Origin of the sequence: Gardnerella sp. DNF01205 (genome assembly GCF_049244135.1) — a bacterium.
In the GTDB taxonomy this organism is placed as follows: Bacteria; Actinomycetota; Actinomycetes; order Actinomycetales; family Bifidobacteriaceae; genus Bifidobacterium; species Bifidobacterium leopoldii.
On sequence record NZ_CP058378.1, the window covers coordinates 757,692 to 777,477 of the forward strand.

Annotated in this window: 17 protein-coding genes and 1 tRNA gene; 13 read left to right on the forward strand and 5 right to left on the reverse strand. The window is 40.8% G+C overall.

The window, feature by feature from the left end; translation table 11 throughout:
- Positions 1–63: 63 nt before the first annotated feature.
- Entirely contained in the window at positions 64–492 is a 429-nt protein-coding gene (locus HXT47_RS03290) for a metallopeptidase family protein (protein ID WP_004119868.1), read from the reverse strand.
- Between the two features lie 119 nt (positions 493–611).
- Here HXT47_RS03290 and HXT47_RS03295 point away from each other — a divergent pair, with 119 nt between their 5' ends.
- Together HXT47_RS03295 and HXT47_RS03300 are read left to right on the forward strand one after the other, a co-directional pair.
- Entirely contained in the window at positions 612–1,433 is an 822-nt protein-coding gene (locus HXT47_RS03295) for an HAD-IIB family hydrolase (RefSeq protein WP_004119866.1), read from the forward strand.
- Positions 1,434–1,524: 91 nt separating this feature from the next.
- Positions 1,525–2,418 carry a ComF family protein gene (locus HXT47_RS03300; protein WP_101885990.1) on the forward strand — a complete coding sequence of 298 codons (894 nt, stop codon included), beginning with the start codon at positions 1,525–1,527 and terminating at the stop codon, positions 2,416–2,418.
- Here the strand turns inward: HXT47_RS03300 and HXT47_RS03305 are convergent.
- The 3 genes from HXT47_RS03305 to glgB all read right to left on the reverse strand — a co-directional run bounded on the left by HXT47_RS03305 (position 2,415) and on the right by glgB (position 6,694).
- The gene (locus HXT47_RS03305) at positions 2,415–3,590 is read right to left on the reverse strand and encodes a sensor histidine kinase (protein WP_004107079.1); all 1,176 of its coding nucleotides are present in this window, start codon (positions 3,588–3,590) and stop codon (positions 2,415–2,417) included. The genes HXT47_RS03300 and HXT47_RS03305 overlap by 4 nt on opposite strands.
- A 61-nt stretch (positions 3,591–3,651) precedes the next feature.
- A complete protein-coding gene (locus HXT47_RS03310) occupies positions 3,652–4,404 on the reverse strand; it encodes a response regulator transcription factor (RefSeq protein ID WP_116442670.1) in 753 nt (250 codons plus the stop codon).
- 16 nt (positions 4,405–4,420) lie between these two features.
- Positions 4,421–6,694 carry a 1,4-alpha-glucan branching protein GlgB gene (gene glgB / locus HXT47_RS03315; RefSeq protein WP_410295040.1) on the reverse strand — a complete coding sequence of 758 codons (2,274 nt, stop codon included), beginning with the start codon at positions 6,692–6,694 and terminating at the stop codon, positions 4,421–4,423.
- A 134-nt stretch (positions 6,695–6,828) separates the two neighbouring features.
- On the opposite strand from glgB, the gene HXT47_RS03320 reads away from it, so the two are divergent.
- Positions 6,829–7,425, forward strand: a complete 597-nt coding sequence (locus tag HXT47_RS03320) for a CarD family transcriptional regulator (RefSeq protein WP_180946758.1) — start codon at positions 6,829–6,831, stop codon at positions 7,423–7,425.
- 220 nt (positions 7,426–7,645) lie between these two features.
- Here the strand turns inward: HXT47_RS03320 and HXT47_RS03325 are convergent, their stop codons facing one another.
- A complete protein-coding gene (locus HXT47_RS03325) occupies positions 7,646–8,698 on the reverse strand; it encodes a metal ABC transporter solute-binding protein, Zn/Mn family (protein WP_116442672.1) in 1,053 nt (350 codons plus the stop codon).
- Between the two features lie 122 nt (positions 8,699–8,820).
- Between HXT47_RS03325 and HXT47_RS03330 the strand changes: the two genes are divergently transcribed.
- The 10 genes from HXT47_RS03330 to HXT47_RS03375 all read left to right on the forward strand — a co-directional run bounded on the left by HXT47_RS03330 (position 8,821) and on the right by HXT47_RS03375 (position 19,601).
- Positions 8,821–9,705: a bifunctional methylenetetrahydrofolate dehydrogenase/methenyltetrahydrofolate cyclohydrolase gene (locus HXT47_RS03330; protein WP_174191543.1), complete on the forward strand. Its 885-nt coding sequence runs from the start codon at positions 8,821–8,823 to the stop codon at positions 9,703–9,705.
- A 146-nt stretch (positions 9,706–9,851) separates the two neighbouring features.
- Positions 9,852–11,354, forward strand: a complete 1,503-nt coding sequence (gene rpsA, locus HXT47_RS03335; protein WP_004107061.1) for a 30S ribosomal protein S1 — start codon at positions 9,852–9,854, stop codon at positions 11,352–11,354.
- Between the two features lie 212 nt (positions 11,355–11,566).
- Positions 11,567–11,893 carry a TM2 domain-containing protein gene (locus HXT47_RS03340; RefSeq protein ID WP_004119289.1) on the forward strand — a complete coding sequence of 109 codons (327 nt, stop codon included), beginning with the start codon at positions 11,567–11,569 and terminating at the stop codon, positions 11,891–11,893.
- A 67-nt stretch (positions 11,894–11,960) separates the two neighbouring features.
- Positions 11,961–12,671: a dephospho-CoA kinase gene (gene coaE / locus HXT47_RS03345; protein WP_032835422.1), complete on the forward strand. Its 711-nt coding sequence runs from the start codon at positions 11,961–11,963 to the stop codon at positions 12,669–12,671.
- Between the two features lie 6 nt (positions 12,672–12,677).
- Positions 12,678–14,792 (forward strand): excinuclease ABC subunit UvrB, encoded by a 2,115-nt coding sequence (gene uvrB, locus HXT47_RS03350; RefSeq protein WP_421789370.1) that lies wholly within the window; start codon positions 12,678–12,680, stop codon positions 14,790–14,792.
- 300 nt (positions 14,793–15,092) lie between these two features.
- Complete coding sequence (locus HXT47_RS03355) at positions 15,093–15,365, forward strand: type II toxin-antitoxin system RelB/DinJ family antitoxin (RefSeq protein ID WP_004107052.1); 273 nt, start codon at positions 15,093–15,095, stop codon at positions 15,363–15,365.
- Entirely contained in the window at positions 15,362–15,643 is a 282-nt protein-coding gene (locus tag HXT47_RS03360; RefSeq protein WP_004107050.1) for a type II toxin-antitoxin system YafQ family toxin, read from the forward strand. Before HXT47_RS03355 ends, HXT47_RS03360 begins: the two co-directional genes overlap by 4 nt.
- 397 nt (positions 15,644–16,040) lie before the next feature.
- Positions 16,041–17,480, forward strand: a complete 1,440-nt coding sequence (gene pyk / locus HXT47_RS03365) for a pyruvate kinase (protein WP_004107046.1) — start codon at positions 16,041–16,043, stop codon at positions 17,478–17,480.
- A 233-nt stretch (positions 17,481–17,713) separates the two neighbouring features.
- A tRNA-Leu gene (locus HXT47_RS03370) sits at positions 17,714–17,787 on the forward strand.
- Positions 17,788–18,062: 275 nt separating this feature from the next.
- Complete coding sequence (locus HXT47_RS03375) at positions 18,063–19,601, forward strand: alpha-amylase (RefSeq protein WP_410299670.1); 1,539 nt, start codon at positions 18,063–18,065, stop codon at positions 19,599–19,601.
- Positions 19,602–19,786 lie beyond the last annotated feature (185 nt).

Consider the following 19,786-nt stretch of genomic DNA (forward strand, 5'->3'; position numbering starts at 1 on the left):
ATTGCTATAAGCGACTATAAATTAATTAAAATACTTAATAATTTTAATTAATTTAAAAATTGTTTACAAACCCCAATCTGGATCAATTTCTTCTGGTCTGCGACCGTATAGTTCTGCTAAGCGTTGCACAAGCTCATCTCTGATAGCATATTGAAGTTCACTTCTGCTGCTTACATGAGTGCATAGCGGAAGCCTATACAATACAATTCTAGATTGCATACCACGGCTAGCTGGAAACGCTTGTGAAAGTATTCTGCGGTTTTGTTCCCATAACAGTGGTTGTGAAGGTGGCACATCTTCTACTGCAAATTGAACGTCTTTAGTTAATGCTCTCCAAGCACTGTTAAGACGTCTAATTTGAGCCGCTACCATAGCATCGAACATTCCGCTAGCGGTTCTATATTGTGGCAGGCGAGTACCAAATATTGGTGCCCTAAGACCTCTACCATGCCTATTTCTATAGTGACGTTCTTCCCAAATTAGACCTGTCATGCTTCCACTTTACGAGAAGGCTAGGGCAATAATATGTAAATAATTAATATGCGGTGTGTGAAATACGCTCACACTATAGAATACTATATATATGGTTTTAAAAGTCAGGAGGATTTGTAATGCTCAAACCAATAGTGCATGATTGGAATGAGTTTAATCTTGACTTGAGCATTGCTGAATCGTCTCTTATTGCTTTTGATTTAGATAACACACTGGCATGTTCTAAAAAACCTATGCTTAAATCGATGGCTGAATCATTAAGTAAGCTGATTGATATAATTCCTGTTGCTGTAATAACAGGTGGCTGCTTAGAGTTAGTTAAGAAGCAAATTTTAGATATGCTAACTACTGGCACTAATCTTAAAAATATTCACATAATGCCCACTAATGGAACTAGTTATTATCGTGTGAATAATGACATGTCATTGCAATGTGTTTATGAGCATAGTATCGATTTTAAGCAAGCGCAATGCGTTATTGATGCAATACACAAGTGTGCAAAAAATATGGGCGTTTGGAAAGAACCCGGCGATCCAATGCTGTGGGGAGAACAGATAGAGAACCGCGGTAGTCAAATTACTTTTTCGGCACTAGGACAACTAGCTCCTATTGAATATAAAAAAACTTGGGATCCTAGCGGTTGTTTGAAAGCTCAACTTGCACAAAGCATTTCTCAAGCTTTACCTAATTTTGCTGTACGCGCTGGAGGAGATACTAGCATCGATATATACAGGCGCGGTGACGATAAAGCTCAAGCTTTGCGAATGCTATCTCAATATTGTGATTTTAATATTGAAAAAATTACTTTTATTGGCGATCGTATGTATCCTGGAGGAAACGATTATCCTACTGCCTTTACAGGAGCGTTAGTTGTTAAAGTAAGTAATCCTTCGGATACCTTAGAGCTTTGTAATAAGGTACTTAATATTTTAGAAATATAGAATTTTATTAATTTTTCATTTTAAAATACCTTTTATCCACAATAACATTTTTTATTTGCATAGTTAATAAGCGATCGCATATGCTGTCATTATGGTTGGGAGACGCAAGGTTATAAACCACCAAAACAAAAAGAAGTATAGAAGCGTGACATCTCATGGGGGATTAGCATGTCACGCATCTGTACCTTGTGGTGTATGTGAAAACAAGGATGTTGATTCTGTAAATTGGCGTTTTGCTACTTGGAAGAATGTAGCGATTGCTTTATTTAATTTATTTTTGCCTCGCGCATGTGCAGGCTGTGATACTCCAGACTATATATTGTGTGACAACTGCAAGAAAGCGTTGCAATGCTGGAAACGTGCACCATTTACCAGAACAGTATGTGGATATCGCTACGCGTGTGGTTCGTATTCTACGGTTGTTCGCCGCTCAATATTATTGTGGAAGGATCATTTCGATATTGCATGTGACAAAATATTTGGTGAACTTATTGGCGATTTAGTAGTAGAAGTTATATCTAAATTTTTGCGCTCGCATTCTTGTTATATAAGTGAAAATCCTATATTTGTTATACCAGTTCCGTCATCTAAGTATTCATCAAGACATCGTGGGCGTAAACATATGTTGCCTGTTGCAAATTGTGTTGCTAAACGATTGTGTAATAGTGGCATTAGGGCATACGTTTTAGATATTGTAAGTATGAATGCTAGAATTACTGCGAAATCAGTGCAAACTTCCGGTTTTCGTGGAAGGTCTAACAGAATTTCTAAAGCGTTTAGCATCGATTTCAAAGAATTGAGAAAGCAAAAGTCTGAAAATCAACGCGAGTATAAAGCTATTGTATTGGATGATATTGTAACTACTGGCTCAACTATGAATAGCTGCGTTTCAACTCTACAGAGTAGTGGAATTACTGTTTTGGCATGCTTTTCTTTAGCGTGTGTATGCAATAAGGATGATCGTACAGCAGATTACGAATGTTAGTTTACTATTGTATTGCTATAGTTTAGCGGAAGCGTAATCTCAAAGTTTGGACCACGCTTATCGTCTACTACTTTTACAGTTCCATGGTGCAATTGTGCAGCCCAACGAGCAATTGACAATCCTAATCCTGTTCCTCCTGATTCTGTGCCAATTCGCTGATTTCCTTTAACAAATCTTCTGAAAATATCGGCGCGATCTTCTTGAGGAATTTGTTCTCCAAAATTCACAACATTACATATTACAGAGTTTTGGTTGTGATTAATATGAGCACTTATAAGGACACGAGTTCCATCATCTGAATGTTTTAGAGCGTTGGAAATAATATTAGTAAAAAGTTGCGAAAGGCGAGCTTGATCTCCTGTTAATTCAATCTCATCATTAATTTGAACTTCAATATTATGATTATGACCTGAATCAGCTATTTCTAGTGGCTCAATAATTTCGTCAATAAAGTCTGTGAAATTAAATGAAGTTATATTAAGGCTTTCCGCACCTGCTTCAACTCTAGATAAATCAAGAAGGAAAGTAATAAGATCAGCAAGTCTATGAGTTTGGTTTAATATAGCTTCCATATTAGATGGAGTAGGATCAACAACTCCATCTGCAAGATTTTCAAGCATTGCTTGTAAAGCAGAAACAGGAGTGCGTAATTCGTGGCTTACGTTTGCTATAAGCTCTCTACGCATCTGATCTGCATGTTCAAGTTCTTCTGCCATTTCATTAAATGCAAGAGTTAATTTACCTACTTCGTCACGACGATTTTCTACAGCAACTCGTACAGAGTAGTCGCCGTCAGCCATGGCTTCTGCAGCATTTTTCATTTGACGAAGTGGTGCTGTAAGTCCTCTAGAAAAAATGTATGTAATTCCTAGAGCAACAATAAGCGTTAATGGCATTGCAATCCAGCCATTTAGACCAGTTTTAAGTAAAAACCATGCCATTACAAAAGCAATTGCTGTTGCAAAAACAATAATTGCCGAAAGTTCAATTTTTAGAGATGAAAAAAATCCGACAGGTCTATTTGGATAATTATGCTTTATAGAAGAATTCGTAAATCGAGTTTTTGACTTATTTCTAAGTTGAGGATTTGAGTTTTTATTTAATAAATTACGTTGTTTAGTATTTTTATATTGTTCAGAATTAGCAGTATCTATTTTATTTTTTAATACCATTTACGAATTTTCCGAAGCTAAAGTGTTGTAACTATTTACTATTTATGAAAGTTATAACTATTTATGAAACTTGTGATTGCAGAACTTTGTCGTAATCACTAATAGGTGGCTCGAATGCGTATCCTATTCCGTGTACAGTACGAATCCATTCCGATCCAATTTTATGCCTTAAAGACTTAATGTGCGAGTCCACTGTGCGAGTTCCAGAGGCATCTGGCCAATCCCACACCTCTTCAAGTAACTCTTCACGCTTAAATACGGTATGAGGATGACGAGCTAGAGTAGCGAGCAAGTCAAACTCAGTTGGTGTAAAATGTACCTCTTTGTCGTTTAAAGTTACAAGTCTTTGACGAGGTCTAATAATAAGTGACCCAAAATTAATTGTTCGTTCATGTTCCATTGTCTTTGCTATTTGCGATGCGCGTTCTACGCGTCTCAGCAATGCTGCGCAACGAGCAATTAACTCACGTGGCGAAAATGGTTTAGTCATGTAATCATCTGCGCCTGCGCTTAAGCCAACAATTTTATCGGCTTCTGCATCGCGTGCTGTTAACATGAGGATAGGAACAGGCATTTTGGAGATAATTCGTCGAGTTGCTTCAATCCCATCCATAATAGGAAGCATAACATCCATAATTATGAGATCGGGTTTTAGTTGTTCAGCAGCTCTAACAGCAGACGCTCCATCTGCAGCGACTCTTGCTCTCCAGCCTTGTGCAGTAATGCGTTGTGCAATTGCTGTAGCAAGATCTGGCTCATCCTCAACAACGAGAATCGTACGAGCACTTACGCTAGCTGATGGAGCGTTTAGCATATTTTAAAAAGACCTTTCAGTGTTGTACTGGTTTCAAGAATACCGCACCTAACGCTGGAACAGTGATTCTTGCAGAGTATGGTCGAGAATGGTACTCTTCAGCAGCAGCAGTGAATGTGCCGTTGTGAATATTAGATCCGCAATACTTTGCATCATCAGTTGTGAGTATCTCTTCCCACTGTCCACCTTTTGGTAACGCAACCTGATAGTCTTGCCAAGCTTGACCTGAGAAGTTTACTACTACAACGATTTCTTCTCCGTCGTCGCCAATACGCATGTAGCTTAAAGTATTGTGATCGGAATCGTCGCTTGTAAGCCACTGGAAACCATCAGGAGTAAAGTCTTGACTCCAGAATGCACGAGAGCTCTTATACAGAGTATTCAAATCTGCAACAAGCTTTTGCACACCTTGATGGAACGGCCATTGCAGCTCATTCCAGTTAAGCGAAGTATTGAAATTCCATTCGCTGGACTGTCCGATTTCTCCACCCATGAACAGAAGGTTCTTGCCTGGATGAGACCACTGGTATGCAAGCAATGCTCGCAATCCTGCGAACTGTTGCCATTCGTCTCCTGGCATCTTTCCAAGTAACGAACCCTTACCGTACACAACTTCATCGTGGCTTAATGGCAACACATAATGCTCAGAGTATGCATAAACCATTGAGAATGTAATTTCGTTATGATGCCAACGACGATTAATTGGTTCCTCTTTAAGGTATTGCAAAGTGTCGTGCATCCAGCCCATATTCCACTTCAAGCCGAATCCTAAGCCACCCATATCGGTCGGTGCAGTTACGCCTTGGTAAGCAGTGGATTCCTCAGCAATCATCATGATGCCAGGATTATTCTTGTATGCAGTTGCGTTTGCTTCTTTAATGAAGTCAATTGCTTCAAGATTTTCGCGTCCGCCGTAGATGTTTGGTCTCCACTGTCCTGCTTCACGGCTGTAATCCAAGTAAAGCATTGAGGATACTGCATCAACGCGCAACGCGTCAACATGGTATTCATCAAGCCAGAAGCAAGCATTAGCAACCAAGAAGTTACGAACTTCATGACGACCAAAGTTGAAGATGTAAGTACCCCAATCAGGATGCTCGCCTCGCATAGGATCAGGATCCTCATATAATGCTGTGCCATCAAAACGACCGAGTGCAAAGTCATCCTTAGGGAAGTGAGCTGGAACCCAATCCATAATGACGCCAATACCTGCTTTATGGAGTTTATCTATCAAGTACTTAAAGTCATCAGGGGAGCCAAGGCGAGAATCGACTGCATAATAACCTGTTACCTGATATCCCCAAGATCCAGAGAATGGATATTGTGTCAACGGCATAAATTCGACGTGAGTAAAGCCTTCTCTTTGCACATAATCAACTAAATGATCAGCAAGTTCGCGATAATTACCCAGATCGCGATTCCAGCTGTTAGCTTGCACTTCGTAAATGCTTATTGGACCGTTGTGAGCGTCTGTTTTTGCGCGCTTATTCATCCAATCGGTATCGTGCCACTTAAACTCAGAATCAACAACAACAGATCCTGTGTTTGGTGGAACTTCATGAGAGCGCTCCATCGGATCGGCTTTCATAATCCAATTACCAGATTGCGTAAGAATTTCGTATTTATATACTTCGCCCGCTGTAACTCCTGGAATAAAAAGTTCCCAAATGCCAGAAGAGCCGAGCGAGCGCATAGCGTGGCGACGACCATTCCAGTAATTAAAGTTACCAACTACGCGTACTGCACGAGCATTTGGTGCCCACACTGAGAAAGCAGTACCAGTAACTTTCTTTACCATCTTTCCAGTTTCAGGAGATATAAGCCCCCATGAATCTGTTATTGTTTTGACATGTGCGCCTAATGCTTCCCAAAGACGTTCATGACGACCTTCTCCAAATAAGTACATGTCAAGTTCGCCAACTTGAGGCAAATAACGATAAGGATCGTCATCTGTGGATTCAGAACCGTCTATTTCCACAGTGTAAACGCGATAACTAGGAACAGACCAAGACTTTGTTTTTGTGTGCTTTACTGCAGGAATAACAGCTGTAAAGATGCCGTTATATTCGTGTTTAGCTTCGTATTCACCGTTCTTAGTAAGAATAACAACTCTCTTTGCCATAGGGCGCAATACGCGGACGGTTACAGTGTCGGCACCTTTGCCAGTTCCAAGGTGACCTCCGAGAACCTCATGTGGATTGTAATATTCTGCATTGCTCACCGCAGCTAATACGTCCTGTCGGACTGGGACTGCGACTGCATCTTCATTGATGTTAGTAACTGTACTCATGCTGACTATCATACATGCTTTATTGCTGTAAGTCGCGTGTGTTTCGCGCTATTGTGAAAAAAATATGAAAATTTTTTCAAGTCGTGACCTTATGGGAAACTGTTATGAGTTTTTCTGTGCATACGGAGGGTTCTGTGGAATATCAAGTCGGCGATATGGTCGTCTATCCTCGTCATGGTGCGGCTCGTGTTGAAGAAATTAGTGAGCGCACCGTAAAAGGTGTAACTCGTCAATATTTACGATTGGTAGTGTTATCATCTGATGGTTTAGAAATTAACGTACCTGTCGATAATGTTAAAAAAGTTGGCGTGCGAGACATTGTTGGAGCGCAAGAAGTTGCAAAAGTTTTTGAGATTTTGCGTACTCCAATAGTTGAAAAAGAAATGAATTGGTCTAGACGCTACAAGCTTAATGTAGAGAAGATTGCTACTGGCGATGTTAACAATATTGCTGAAGTAGTTCGTGATTTATCTCAGCGAGATGTTGATGAGCATGGTTTGTCTGCAGGAGAAAAGCGAATGCTTGCTCGCGCTCGCAGTATTTTAATTTCCGAAATTGCTTTGTCTGAAAAGATTGATGAGATTGAGGCGGAGCGACTTTTAGATGTGAATCTTGGATACAAGGAGCCTCAAAAAGGCGATGAAAATCACCATACTGTAGCTCCAGAAGAGCCTGCATCGCGAACTTTAGCGCTGTTAGAAGAGCGTAATAAGAAATCTAAGAAAAAGTGATTTGCGTTATGCAAAATAAATAGATATTAATTGTTCATATTATTTTAAGCCCTTCTAGACGTTGGTATATCGGCGAGTTAGAAGGGCTTTTGCTTATATATTTGCTTATTACGTATTTATTGTATGTTTTGCTTTTGTTCTTGCTTAAAACAGATAATAAAAAATCCTTGCATTTATAAAATGCAAGGATTTTTTATGTTAATAGATTATTCACCTAAATTTACTTACCTGGATCTTGTTGACCTTGGTTAGAATTTTTAGGATCGGTATTCTTTGCTATGTGTGGCTTCTCAGTGATTGGCTTTTTTTGAGGCTCTTTGTCATCAATGTCTTTACGCATATCCTTTGTTGCTTTTACAGCATTATGTAGGTCGTCACAAATCTTCATAATCCATTTATCAAGCTGATCTGCGTATTTTGGCATAAGTTCGCTTACTCGCACTGTGGACGTATAGCTGCGTCCTGCGATTCCGTTTAGCAAATTTAGAACATCGTTTCCTTGTTGGCTATCGCTAATCAACACATCGATTTTGCGACCTTCAATAAGCTTCTGAAACTCCTCAACGCTTGAATGTTCTGGTTCATTATTGTTATTTAGTGCGTCAGCATATTCTTTAGGTGAGCTATCTTTCAAATTGGCATCAGACATTAGCCAGAAAAGAATAGGAGATGTAGAAGCATACTTTGCATTACCATTTTCTTTAGAGAAATCACTTAAGTAGGTGGTTAATTTCTTTTCCTTTTCCTGCCATTGTGCTAGTCGCTTAGAAAAAGCTTGTTTTTTTGATGGCAAAACTTTGGAGAAGGTGTCAGCCATGGCAGATGCCATTGCGTCCCTAGCATCGTGAGAAAACCAAAGATATGGATTGTCTCCGTTAAGTGCTCCTACAGTACCTGCTGCACTAAGCACTTCAGCTTTAGCTGGGTGTACTTTGTTTGCCCAATCATCGTAGCCTGCACCATTTGTAACTAATACTTGTGCATTCTGCATATTTTTTAAATCTTTTGAGCTAGGTTTAAACGACGATATGTCTGTATCTGAGCCAGTCATAACTGATTCAACTTTGACGTCAGAGCCACCGATCTCTTGAGCTAAGCTACCCCAGGTGTCAACAGTGGATACAACAGAAATATTTGTTGCAGCTTTTGGTTTTTCTTTTGGTTTTTCCTCAGTTTTTCCACAAGCTGCAAATCCAAGTATTACTGCAGAAGCAATAAGGCATGTTATGGCAGTTTTTCCAAACTTCTTTACTGCACAAAGAACGGTACGCATCACTGTGACTCCTCCCGTGATAATGGTGCGTCGGCGCACGCAAAATTGTTAGTCGACCCATATCTTCTATACTTCACGATAGCCTATCCTTACGAATTGTGCGAGTTGGGAGGAAATTTTTTATGGCTATTGTGTTAGATGGTAAAGCTTTAGCTAGTAAAATTAAAAAAGATTTGGCAGCGCGCGTTGCTATTTTACATAAAAAAGGCATTAATCCAGGTTTGGGTACGTTGCTTGTAGGTAGTGATCCTGGTTCGTTGAAATATGTTGCTGGTAAGCATCGTGATTGCGAAGAAGTGGGGATTAATTCTATTCGTTGCGATCTGCCAGAAGATGCTAGTGAAGATGAGATTCTTGCTGCTTTACAGAAATTAAATAATGACCCTCTTTGTACTGGATTTATTGTGCAACTGCCATTGCCAAAAGGAATTGATGTTCAAAAAGTTATTTCTTCTATTAATCCTGCAAAAGATTGTGATGGAATGCATCCGTATAATTTGGGTGAACTTGTTACGCATATTTCCGGTAATATTACAACACCTTTGCCGTGCACGCCGCGTGGAATTTTAGCTTTGCTTGATGAGTACGGTATTGAACTTTCTGGTAAGGAAGTTTGTGTGCTTGGTCGTGGCATTACGGTTGGACGTACTATTGGTCTTCTTTTAACCCGCAGGGGAGTAGATGCAACTGTTACGTTGTGCCATACACATACTCGGAATGTGCAGGAGATTATGCGTCGTTCTGATGTAATAATTGCCGCAATGGGTTGTGCTGGTTTTGTTAAGCCAGAAGATATTAAACCTGGTGCTGTTCTTGTTGATGTAGGCGTATCTCGTGTTTTTGATGAAGAAGCTGGTAGATACCGCGTAAAAGGTGATGTTGATTCAGCTTGTCGCGAAATTGCTGGAGCGTATTCTCCGAATCCTGGTGGAGTAGGTCCGATGACTCGAGCTATGTTGCTGGCGAATGTTGTAGATATGGCTGAGCGAGCAGTTAATTGCAAATAAAATGCGACACGCCCGAAGTAAAACGTAAATTTTGGCTATGCCTGTATATAAAATCGACAAAGCGTGTGCATGGCATACATGCGTAACGTAAATACATAATTAAATATCGAGTAATATCCACCCCAAGAAGAAACCACTAATAACTAATGGCAGAGAATAATAACGAAGTCGCCAAGGTTGCGATTAATGATATTGGCACCGAAGAAGACTTCATCAAGGCAGTCGATTCAACCATCAAGAATTTTGATGATGGTGATTTAGTTGAAGGTACCGTCGTAAAGATTGATCACGACGAAGTATTGCTGGACATCGGCTACAAGACTGAAGGTGTAATTCCTTCCCGTGAACTTTCCATCAAAAAAGACGTTGATCCAGATGATGTTGTCGAGGTTGGCGACACCATTGAAGCCCTTGTTGTCACTAAGGAAGACAAGGAAGGACGTCTTATTCTCTCCAAGAAGCGTGCACAGTATGAGCGTGCTTGGGGTGACATCGAGAAGATTAAGGATGCAGACGGCATCGTTGAAGGTACCGTTATTGAGGCTGTTAAGGGCGGCTTGATCGTAGATATCGGTTTGCGTGGCTTCTTACCAGCATCCTTGGTTGAAATGCGTCGCGTTCGCGATCTTTCTCCATACATTGGTCAGAAGATTAAGGCTAAGATTCTTGAGCTCGATAAGAACCGCAACAATGTTGTGCTTTCTCGTCGTCAGTTCCTCGAGGAAACTCAGTCTGAAGTTCGTGAGACCTTCCTCTCGCAGCTTAAGAAGGGTCAGATTCGTGAAGGCGTTGTGTCTTCTATCGTAAACTTCGGTGCATTCGTTGATCTCGGCGGTGTTGACGGTCTCATTCACGTTTCTGAGCTTTCTTGGAAGCATATCGATCACCCATCTGAGGTTGTTAAGGTTGGCGATAAGGTTACCGTTGAGGTTCTCGACGTTGATCTCGATCGCGAACGTATTTCCCTTTCCCTTAAGGCAACTCAGGAAGATCCATGGCAGCGCTTCGCTCGCACTCATGTTCCTGGACAGGTTGTTAAGGGTAAGGTCACCAAGATCGTTCAGTTCGGCGTGTTTATCTCCGTTGAAGATGGCATTGAGGGCTTGGTTCACATTTCTGAGCTTGCAAACCGTCATGTAGAGAATCCAGAAACTGTTGTTAAGGCAAATGAAGACGTATTCGTCAAGGTTATTGATGTTGATCTTGATCGCCGTCGTATTTCCCTCTCCTTGAAGCAGGCTAATGAGGCTGTTGATCCAAATTCTGAAGATTTCGATCCAGCTCTTTACGGTATGCCAGCTGAGTACGATGCTGAAGGCAACTACAAGTACCCAGAAGGCTTCGATCCAAACACTAACGAGTGGATGGCTGGTTACGAGCAGCAGCGCGAAGAGTGGGAAGCTCAGTATGCTGCAGCTCACGAGCTTTGGGAAGAGCACAAGGCTTTCGCTGCTAAGGAACTTGCAGCTGCAGCAGAATCTGCTGCTGCTGACGGTCAGCAAGAAGAAGCTGAAAAGAAGCCAGCTAAGGAAGAAAAGAAGGAAGAAGTTGCTTCCAACTATTCTTCTGAAACAACTAGTGAAGGTGCTTTAGCTGATTCTGATCAGCTCGCAGCTTTGCGCGAACAGCTTTTAAGCGAAAAGAAGTAGTTTTCTACTAAAAGCGTATGAACGAAATGCCCTGGTGAGTAATCATCAGGGCATTTTGTTCATTGCGATTATCACAATGTGCTCTAAATACTCTGATTTTATAATTTATATTCTGTAATTAAATGTGAGTACAACAAATTTTCTTTTAAGAAGCACGATTATATGATTTTGTTAAAGCATTAATTAAGTTATTAAAAGGATTGGTGAAAATTATGAGTACATTTGATAACAATCAGAAGAATGCTCAGTTCCCTTCATACGATGGGAATAATTCAGCGAATAATGCTACTTTAGTAAGTTCTCGACATAAGCTTGCTGCCGGTCTTTTAGCGATTTTTGTAGGTGGTTTAGGGATTCACAATTTCTACCTTGGTTTTAAAGGCAAGGCTATTGCCCAATTGTTGATTTCTGTTCTTTCTATTGGTTTGCTTGCAGGTATTTCGATTATATGGTCATGTGTTGAAGGAATTTGCATTCTTTGCTCAAAGCCTGGGACTAAGTGGCATAAAGATGCTGATGGTGCAGAATTACAAGATTAACCATTTGTTTTCTTTTAATAACAATGCCCTGGTAATTATTTACTGGGGCATTACTTATAATTTATATATGACAATAATGCGGATTGCGGTAACAGGCGGAATTGCAGCCGGAAAATCTACTGTAGTAAACCATTTGCGTTTGCTTGGTGCGTTTGTTATTGATTACGATGTTTTAGCGCGTAAAGTAGTGGAACCGGGAAGCGCAGTATTGCAACAAATAGTAGGTATTTTTGGGGAAAATGCTGTTAAGAATGATGGTTCTTTAAATCGTGCGTTTATTGCAGAGCATATTTTTGGAGATGGCTATGAACGTAAGCAAGCATTAAGTAAGATTGAGTCTATAATTCATCCTGCTATTTATGATTGCGCAAAGCTTTTAGAAAGCGAGTATATTAGTAAAATTTCTAAGGAAAATTGCAATGCTAAAGAAAATCGCAATGAGGTAAGCAGCGTAAGCTCGGTTATTGTGCACGACATTCCACTTCTTGCGCAAGTAATCGACAGCATTCCATTTAGTTTTGATCATATTATTACTGTTGAAGCGCCTCAAGAAATTCGCGTTAAGCGAATGATAAGCGAGCGGAACATGACTGAGAGTCAGGCTTTAGCGCGCATAAATAGTCAACTTCCAAGTAAAGTTCGAAAAGATATGGCGGATTTTGTAGTTGATTCCACTAAACCAATGGAATCTATGCTTAACAGTGTTGACGATACGTTGAAATCATGGTTGCGCGAAATAAACAATAAAAGTGCTGAAATTGCGAAACTGGGGAAGTAAAAGATTATGTCGAATAAAATTCAGCGCACAAACAAGCCTTTTGTAGTAAAAGCGCCGTATGCGCCTTCGGGTGACCAGCCGCAAGCAATCGAAGAGTTAGCGAATCGCATTGAAAACGGAGAAAACGACGTTGTTTTAATGGGTGCTACTGGAACTGGTAAAACTGCTACAACCGCTTGGCTTATTGAGCGTTTGCAACGACCGACACTTATTATTGAGCCGAATAAAACTTTGGCAGCTCAGCTTTGCGCGGAATTTCGCGAGCTTATGCCAGATAATGCTGTGAGCTATTTTGTGTCTTATTACGATTACTATCAGCCAGAAGCGTACATTCCGCAAACAGACACGTATATTGAAAAAGATTCGAATATTAACGACGATGTTGAGCGGCTTCGTCATGCTGCTACAGCGAATTTGCTTACTCGACGGGATTGCGTTGTTGTGGCTACTGTTTCTTGCATTTATGGACTTGGTACTCCAGAGGAGTATGCCGAACGAATGCTTATGTTAAGCGTTGGCGAGCAGCTTGAGCGAGATGATTTATTACGCCAATTTGTGAGCATGCAATACAAGCGCAACGATATTGCTTTTACGCGCGGAACTTTTAGAGTGCGCGGAGATACGGTTGAGATTATTCCAGTTTACGAAGAATTAGCTGTGCGAATTGAGTTCTTCGGTGATGAAATCGACAGAATTACCATGTTGCATCCTCTTACAGGAGAAGTAATTCGCCAGGAGAGTAGCGTTCATATTTTCCCAGCATCTCACTACATTGCAGGACCAGAGCGCATGGAGCGCGCGTTAGAGGCGATTGAAAAAGAGCGCGACGAGAGAGTAGCTCAGCTTAAAAAGCAGAACAAATTGCTGGAAGCTCAGCGTTTGGAAATGCGAACTACGTACGATTTGGAGATGCTGCGTCAGGTTGGTGTGTGCCCAGGAGTGGAAAATTATTCTAGGCATTTTGACGGACGCGATGCAGGCACACCTCCGCATACTTTGCTTGACTTTTTCCCAGATGACTTTTTGCTAGTTTTAGACGAGTCGCATGTAACAGTGCCGCAAATTGGAGCTATGTATGAAGGTGATGCTTCGCGCAAAAGAACGCTTGTGGAGCATGGTTTTAGGCTTCCTTCTGCAATGGATAACCGCCCGTTAAAGTGGAAAGAATTTTTGGAGCACATTGGTCAAACTGTGTATCTTTCTGCAACGCCTGGAGATTATGAGCTGGGGCTTTCAGATGGCGTAGTTGAGCAAATTATTCGCCCAACTGGGTTGCTTGATCCTAAGATTGAGGTTCGCCCTGTTGAAGGCCAGGTTGACGATTTGCTTGCGGAAATCAAGGAGCGAGTAGCAAAAGATGAGCGCGTGCTTGTTACTACGCTTACAAAGAAAATGGCGGAAGACTTAACTGATTACTTTTTGGAGCTTGGTATTAAAGTTGAGTACTTGCATTCTGATGTTGATACTTTGCGCAGAGTGGAGCTTTTGCGTGAGCTTCGCGAAGGCAAAATTGATGTGATTGTTGGCATTAATTTGCTTCGTGAGGGTTTGGATTTGCCGGAAGTTTCGCTTGTAGCGATTTTGGATGCAGATAAGGAAGGTTTCTTAAGATCTTACCGTTCGCTTATTCAGACGATTGGTCGTGCTGCTCGTAACGTTTCTGGAACTGTTCTTATGTATGCGGATACTGTTACGGATGCTATGAGCAAGGCGATTAGCGAGACAGAGCGCCGCCGTGAAAAGCAAATTGCGTATAACAAAGCTCATGGAATTGATCCTAAGCCTTTGCGAAAGAAGATTAGCGATGTTAACGACATGCTCGCTAAAGAGGATGTTGATACGCAAACTTTGCTAGCAGGCGGTTACAGAAATGCTAATAAGGCTGGGAACTCGCATTATGGAGTGCCAAAAGAGCCAAATCTTGGGCGGCAAAGCAAAGAAAAGCGTATGGCGAATATTTCTGAGCTGCCGCAAGACGATATTATGTCGCTGATTAAAAATTTGAGCGATCAAATGCATGTTGCTGCTGAGCAGTTGCAATTCGAGCTTGCAGCGCGATTGCGCGACGAAATACGCGATCTAAAGAAAGAGTTGCGGCAAATAGATGCGGCTGATAAGTGATGCTAATAAATGAGCATTGCAAATTGATGAGCGTTGCAAATCAAAAATGTTCGTGCAATTGATTACTTTTATCTAGTGAAAATATTTGACGCGTATGTCAAAATATTTATTGATTTTTCTAACATGATGTAATTTTGGGCTTAAAACTACTTAATTAGTAAGAGAGTTTAATTTATTCAATCATGTGAATTAAAGATTATTGGATTACTTTAGTCAGTTTAAGTTATATACAATGCAATGACAATATGTTGAATGTAAACGAATGTTTGCGTATAGTAAAAGAAGATGGAGGTGTCGTATATGACTACTACGAATTTAAATATTAGAACAGATAAGGGAATTAAAGAACAAGCTGATAAGATTTTTTCAGAACTCGGGCTCAATATGACAACAGCGATTAACATGTTTTTGCGAACAACTATTCGTGAGAACGGGATTCCATTTTCTCTTAAATTAGAGGTTCCAAATGATACAACGATTGCTGCTATTGAGGAAGGTAGACGGATTGCGTCTGATCCTAGTGTAAAGGGTTATCGGAATATGGGAGATCTTAAGGTGGCTCTTGATTTATGAAATATGAAGTAAAATTCACGAATCAATTCAAAAAAGACCTTAAATTAGCTAAGAAGCAAAATAAAAATACGGATAATCTTTTAAAAGTAATTGATGTTTTAGCTAACGGTGGTGTACTAGAAGCTAAATATTGTGATCACGGTCTGACTGGAAAATATAGCGGAACAAGAGAATGTCATATTGAACCCGATTGGCTTTTAGTTTATGAAATTAAAAATGAAATTCTTGTTTTGATGTTATACAGGCTTGGTACGCATTCAGAATTATTTAAGAAATAAAAACACATTTTAAATCTACAGCTTTTGTTGATAAAAGGTTTAGTGTGTGGCTGCTTTAGGCTGAGCTTGTGCAGAATAAGCAGGTTGCAAAGTAGTCTGGCTGGTATAAATCGTAAGCATGCTAGGCATTTGCGCTAGCTAGTGTTAGCTATATAGTGCGCTAATCGCGGCTAATCGCAAGCTAAACGCGATTAATAAGAGAGCGTATCTAGTCGTGTTTAATCGTAGTAAATAGATATTCCTTGAGTATTTTTTGTGAGCGTTCACAAAACGCCGAATAAATACAATAAGCGGTCACAATACGTTGATACACTGGAAAGCGGAATTGGGCGTTTTATGGTTTTATCATTAAATCGCCCATAAAAAAATAAACAGAAATAGAAAATAGGTAGGCATTATGCGTAAAGCCAAAATCGTTGATACTATTGGTCCAGCTACCGAATCCTTGGAAGGTATTACCAAGCTTGTTGAAGCCGGTATGGATGTTGCTCGTTTGAACCGTTCTCACGGCACTCCTGAAGATCATTTGCGCGTTTACAACAACGTTCGTGCAGCTTCCAAGTCCACTGGCCGCAATGTTGCTGCTCTTGTTGATTTGCAAGGTCCAAAGATTCGCTGCGGATGGTTCAAGAAGAACGCTGAAGGCGAAGATAAGGTTTATTTGGAAGAAGGTCAGGAGTTCATCATCACTACTGATGATGTTGAAGGTGACGAGCACCGTACTTCTACAACCTTTAAGGGCTTGCCAGGAGATTGCCACGCAGGCGACCCAATTCTTATCGATGATGGTAAGGTTCGCCTTGAGGTAACTAAGGTAGAAGGCAACGACGTTCACACTAAGGTTATTGTTGCTGGTCCAGTTTCCAGCCACAAGGGCATTAACCTCCCAGGCGTTGCAGTTTCCCTCCCAGCTTTGACTGAAAAGGATGAGGCTGATCTTCGTTGGGCTATTCGCACTGGTGCTGACATTATTGCTATGTCCTTCGTGCGTTTCGCTACCGATATTGATCGCGCTCACGAAATCATGGACGAAGAAGGTCGTCGCATTCCAATCGTCGCCAAGATTGAAAAGCCACAGGCTGTTGAAAACTTGGAAGAGATTGTTAAGACCTTCGATGGCATTATGGTTGCACGTGGTGATATGGCTGTGGAAATGCCTCTCGAAGAGGTTCCACTTGTCACCAAGCGCTGCATTGAGCTTTCTCGTCGCTATGCAAAGCCAGTTATCGTTGCTACTGAAGTTCTTGGCACAATGGTTAACTCTCCAGTTCCAACCCGTGCAGAAGCTTCTGACTGTGCTAACGCTGTTCTCGACGGTGCTGACGCAACAATGACTTCTAACGAAACTGCTGTTGGCAAGTATCCAGATGTTACCGTTAAGACTATGTCTCGTATTTCTCAGTATGCTACTGAGCACGGCTATGATCGCATTCCTGCTGTTGAGCTTGACATGTCTAGCACCGGTGCAGTTTCTTCTGCAGCTGTTGATTTGGCAGATAAGCTTAATGCTAAGGCTATTGTTGCCTACACTCAGACTGGTCGCACAGTTCATCGCATTTCTCGTGAACGCCCAACCGCTCCAATCTACGGCTTGACTAACAATGAGCACACTTATCGTTGGTTGGCTTTGAGCTGGGGTACTGAAGGCTTCTTGATTGATGAAGATTACCATGACATGAATCGTCACGATTTGATGATCTTCACTGACAAGGTTCTTCGCGAAGCCGGTAAGGTTTCCGATGGTGATCAGATTGTTATCTTGAGCACTGCTCAGGGTGAACGCCAGGCTGGTCGCACTGACTCCATCTACGTTCACACCGTCGGTGCTTGCGACTAATTGCTTGATTCTGCGTTTCTTGTACTAATACGCTAGTTCTTCTAGTTTAAGTGCATTTGCGCAGTAGTATAGTTTGCATAATGCGCGCTAGCTGTTTTGCAGTTTGCGCGCATTATGTTATGTATGATCAATATTGTTGATTTGCGACACGCGCAAAACGCTTTAACTATTTGCATGTGGCTTAAAGTGTGCTATAGTCAACAAGTCGCAAAAAAATGCGGAAAATTAAAAATGCCCCTGTATCCCAATTGGTAGAGGAAACAGCCTCAAAATCTGTGCAGTGTGAGTTCGAGTCTCACCGGGGGCACGTGCACGACGTCGCTTAGCTTGCTAGGCGACGTTTTTATTTTATATTTTAATGTCTCGTACATAAACAATAAGCGTATAATAATAAAAGTATTCTCGCACAATGAAAGTGCTGTACGTGATGTGAAAGGAACAACGATGATCCACAGTGCACGATTGCAAGTAAGTGAGCGTAAAAGAAGTAATTATGCTTGCGAATTAATCAATAATTACAAGCGCAATGTAATGTGCTCTTTTACTGCAATTACTGCAATTGCTGCTGTAGCAACAGTATTAATGTGTATTTTTGCTATTGTTCCAAACTCTTCGGCATTTGCTTCAACTAAATCAACAGACGGTCTTCCGTCAAAAGGTGTGATTGTTACTGCTTTTCAGCAAAATTGGAAAAGTATTGCAAAAGAGTGTAAGCGAACTTATGGTCCTGAGGGTGTGAGTTATGTACAGGTTTCGCCGCCGCAGGATCATATTAAAGGTAAAGCGTGGTGGACTTCTTATCAGCCAGTTAGTTACAATCTAAATTCAAAGCTTGGCACTGAAGACGAGTTTAAAAATATGATTACTACTTGCAGGGCAGCTGGTGTTGGAATTGTTGTTGATGCTGTAATTAATCACACAACCGGTGATAGTAATAAAGATACTGTAGGTGTTGGCGGTAGTAAGTATGATGCGGCAAATCAAAGCTATCCGGATGCTGGTTACACAAAAGATGATTTTCACCAAATAGATAAAGATATTTACACATATAAAGATGCGCAAGTCGTTTGGAATTATCGTTTAGTTGGTTTGCTTGATTTGGATACTTCTAAGCCTCATGTACAAAAAATTCTTGGTAACTATTTTGCAAAATTGCTGAAAATGGGTGTTGCGGGCTTTAGAGTTGATGCCACAAAACATATGTGTCCTGAAGATGTGAAAGGCATAAAAGAAGCTGCTGCTAAAGCTGCTGGAATGAAGCCTGAAAATATTTGGTGGATGCAAGAAACAATTGGTTTTCCTGAACAAGATCCTAAAATTCAGCCAGATCAATATGTTGGTACAGGTGAAGTAGATGAGTTTGAATACTCGTATCGCTTGCGTAATTATTTCTATGGCTCAATTGAGAATTTGTCTCATATTACAGATCAGCTTATTCCTAATAAGAAAGCAGCTATTTTTGTGACTAACTGGGATACTGAGCGTGACAATTCGACTCGAGTTCTCACTTATAAGGATGGGGCAAAGTACGAGTTAGCTAATGCTTTTATGCTTGCTTATCCGTATGGAACACCAAATATTTATTCTGGATATAAGTTCACTCAGCGCGATGACGGTGCTCCTGGTGCAACTGATACGAACATTCCAGATGTAAAGTGCGGAAAGAATTCTCAGTGGCAATGCACTCAGCGTTGGACTTCTATTCGTGGAATGATTGGATTCTACAATGCTGTTAAGGGCACGAAAGTAACTCAATGGCAGGATGACAACGATAATAACATTGCTTTTAGCCGCGGAAACAAGGGATTCTTGGCGATTAACAATACTGATAAGCCTAAAAATGTGAGTTATAAAACTGATTTGCCTGACGGTGAGTATTGTAACGTATATGCTTCACGTAAATGCTCTAGCACAGTTACTGTAAATGGTGGGAAAGTAGAGACAACTATTCCAGCTAATTCTGCTATTGCTTTGCATGTTAAGGCTGTAGAGCATTTTGGAAGTACTTCCACGTTTAGTACTTTGTTAATGATCGTAATTGTTTTCGCTGTGCTATTGATTGAGTTAGCTCTGATTCTGTGCAAGAATAAGGCTGATTCTAATAAGAAAGATGCGAAGTAAAAGACGATTTGGAAATAAATTTGTATTGACATTATTACAGTTTCCGTATAGTTATTGCAATATTGTCAGTATGTAGATGTTATAATTTTCTCCGCTGATAATGCACGCTTATGACGATGGCTGGCAACATAGTAGTGCTAGCCATCGTTTGTGCATTGAGGCTATTAATGCGCCCAAGGAAGAAG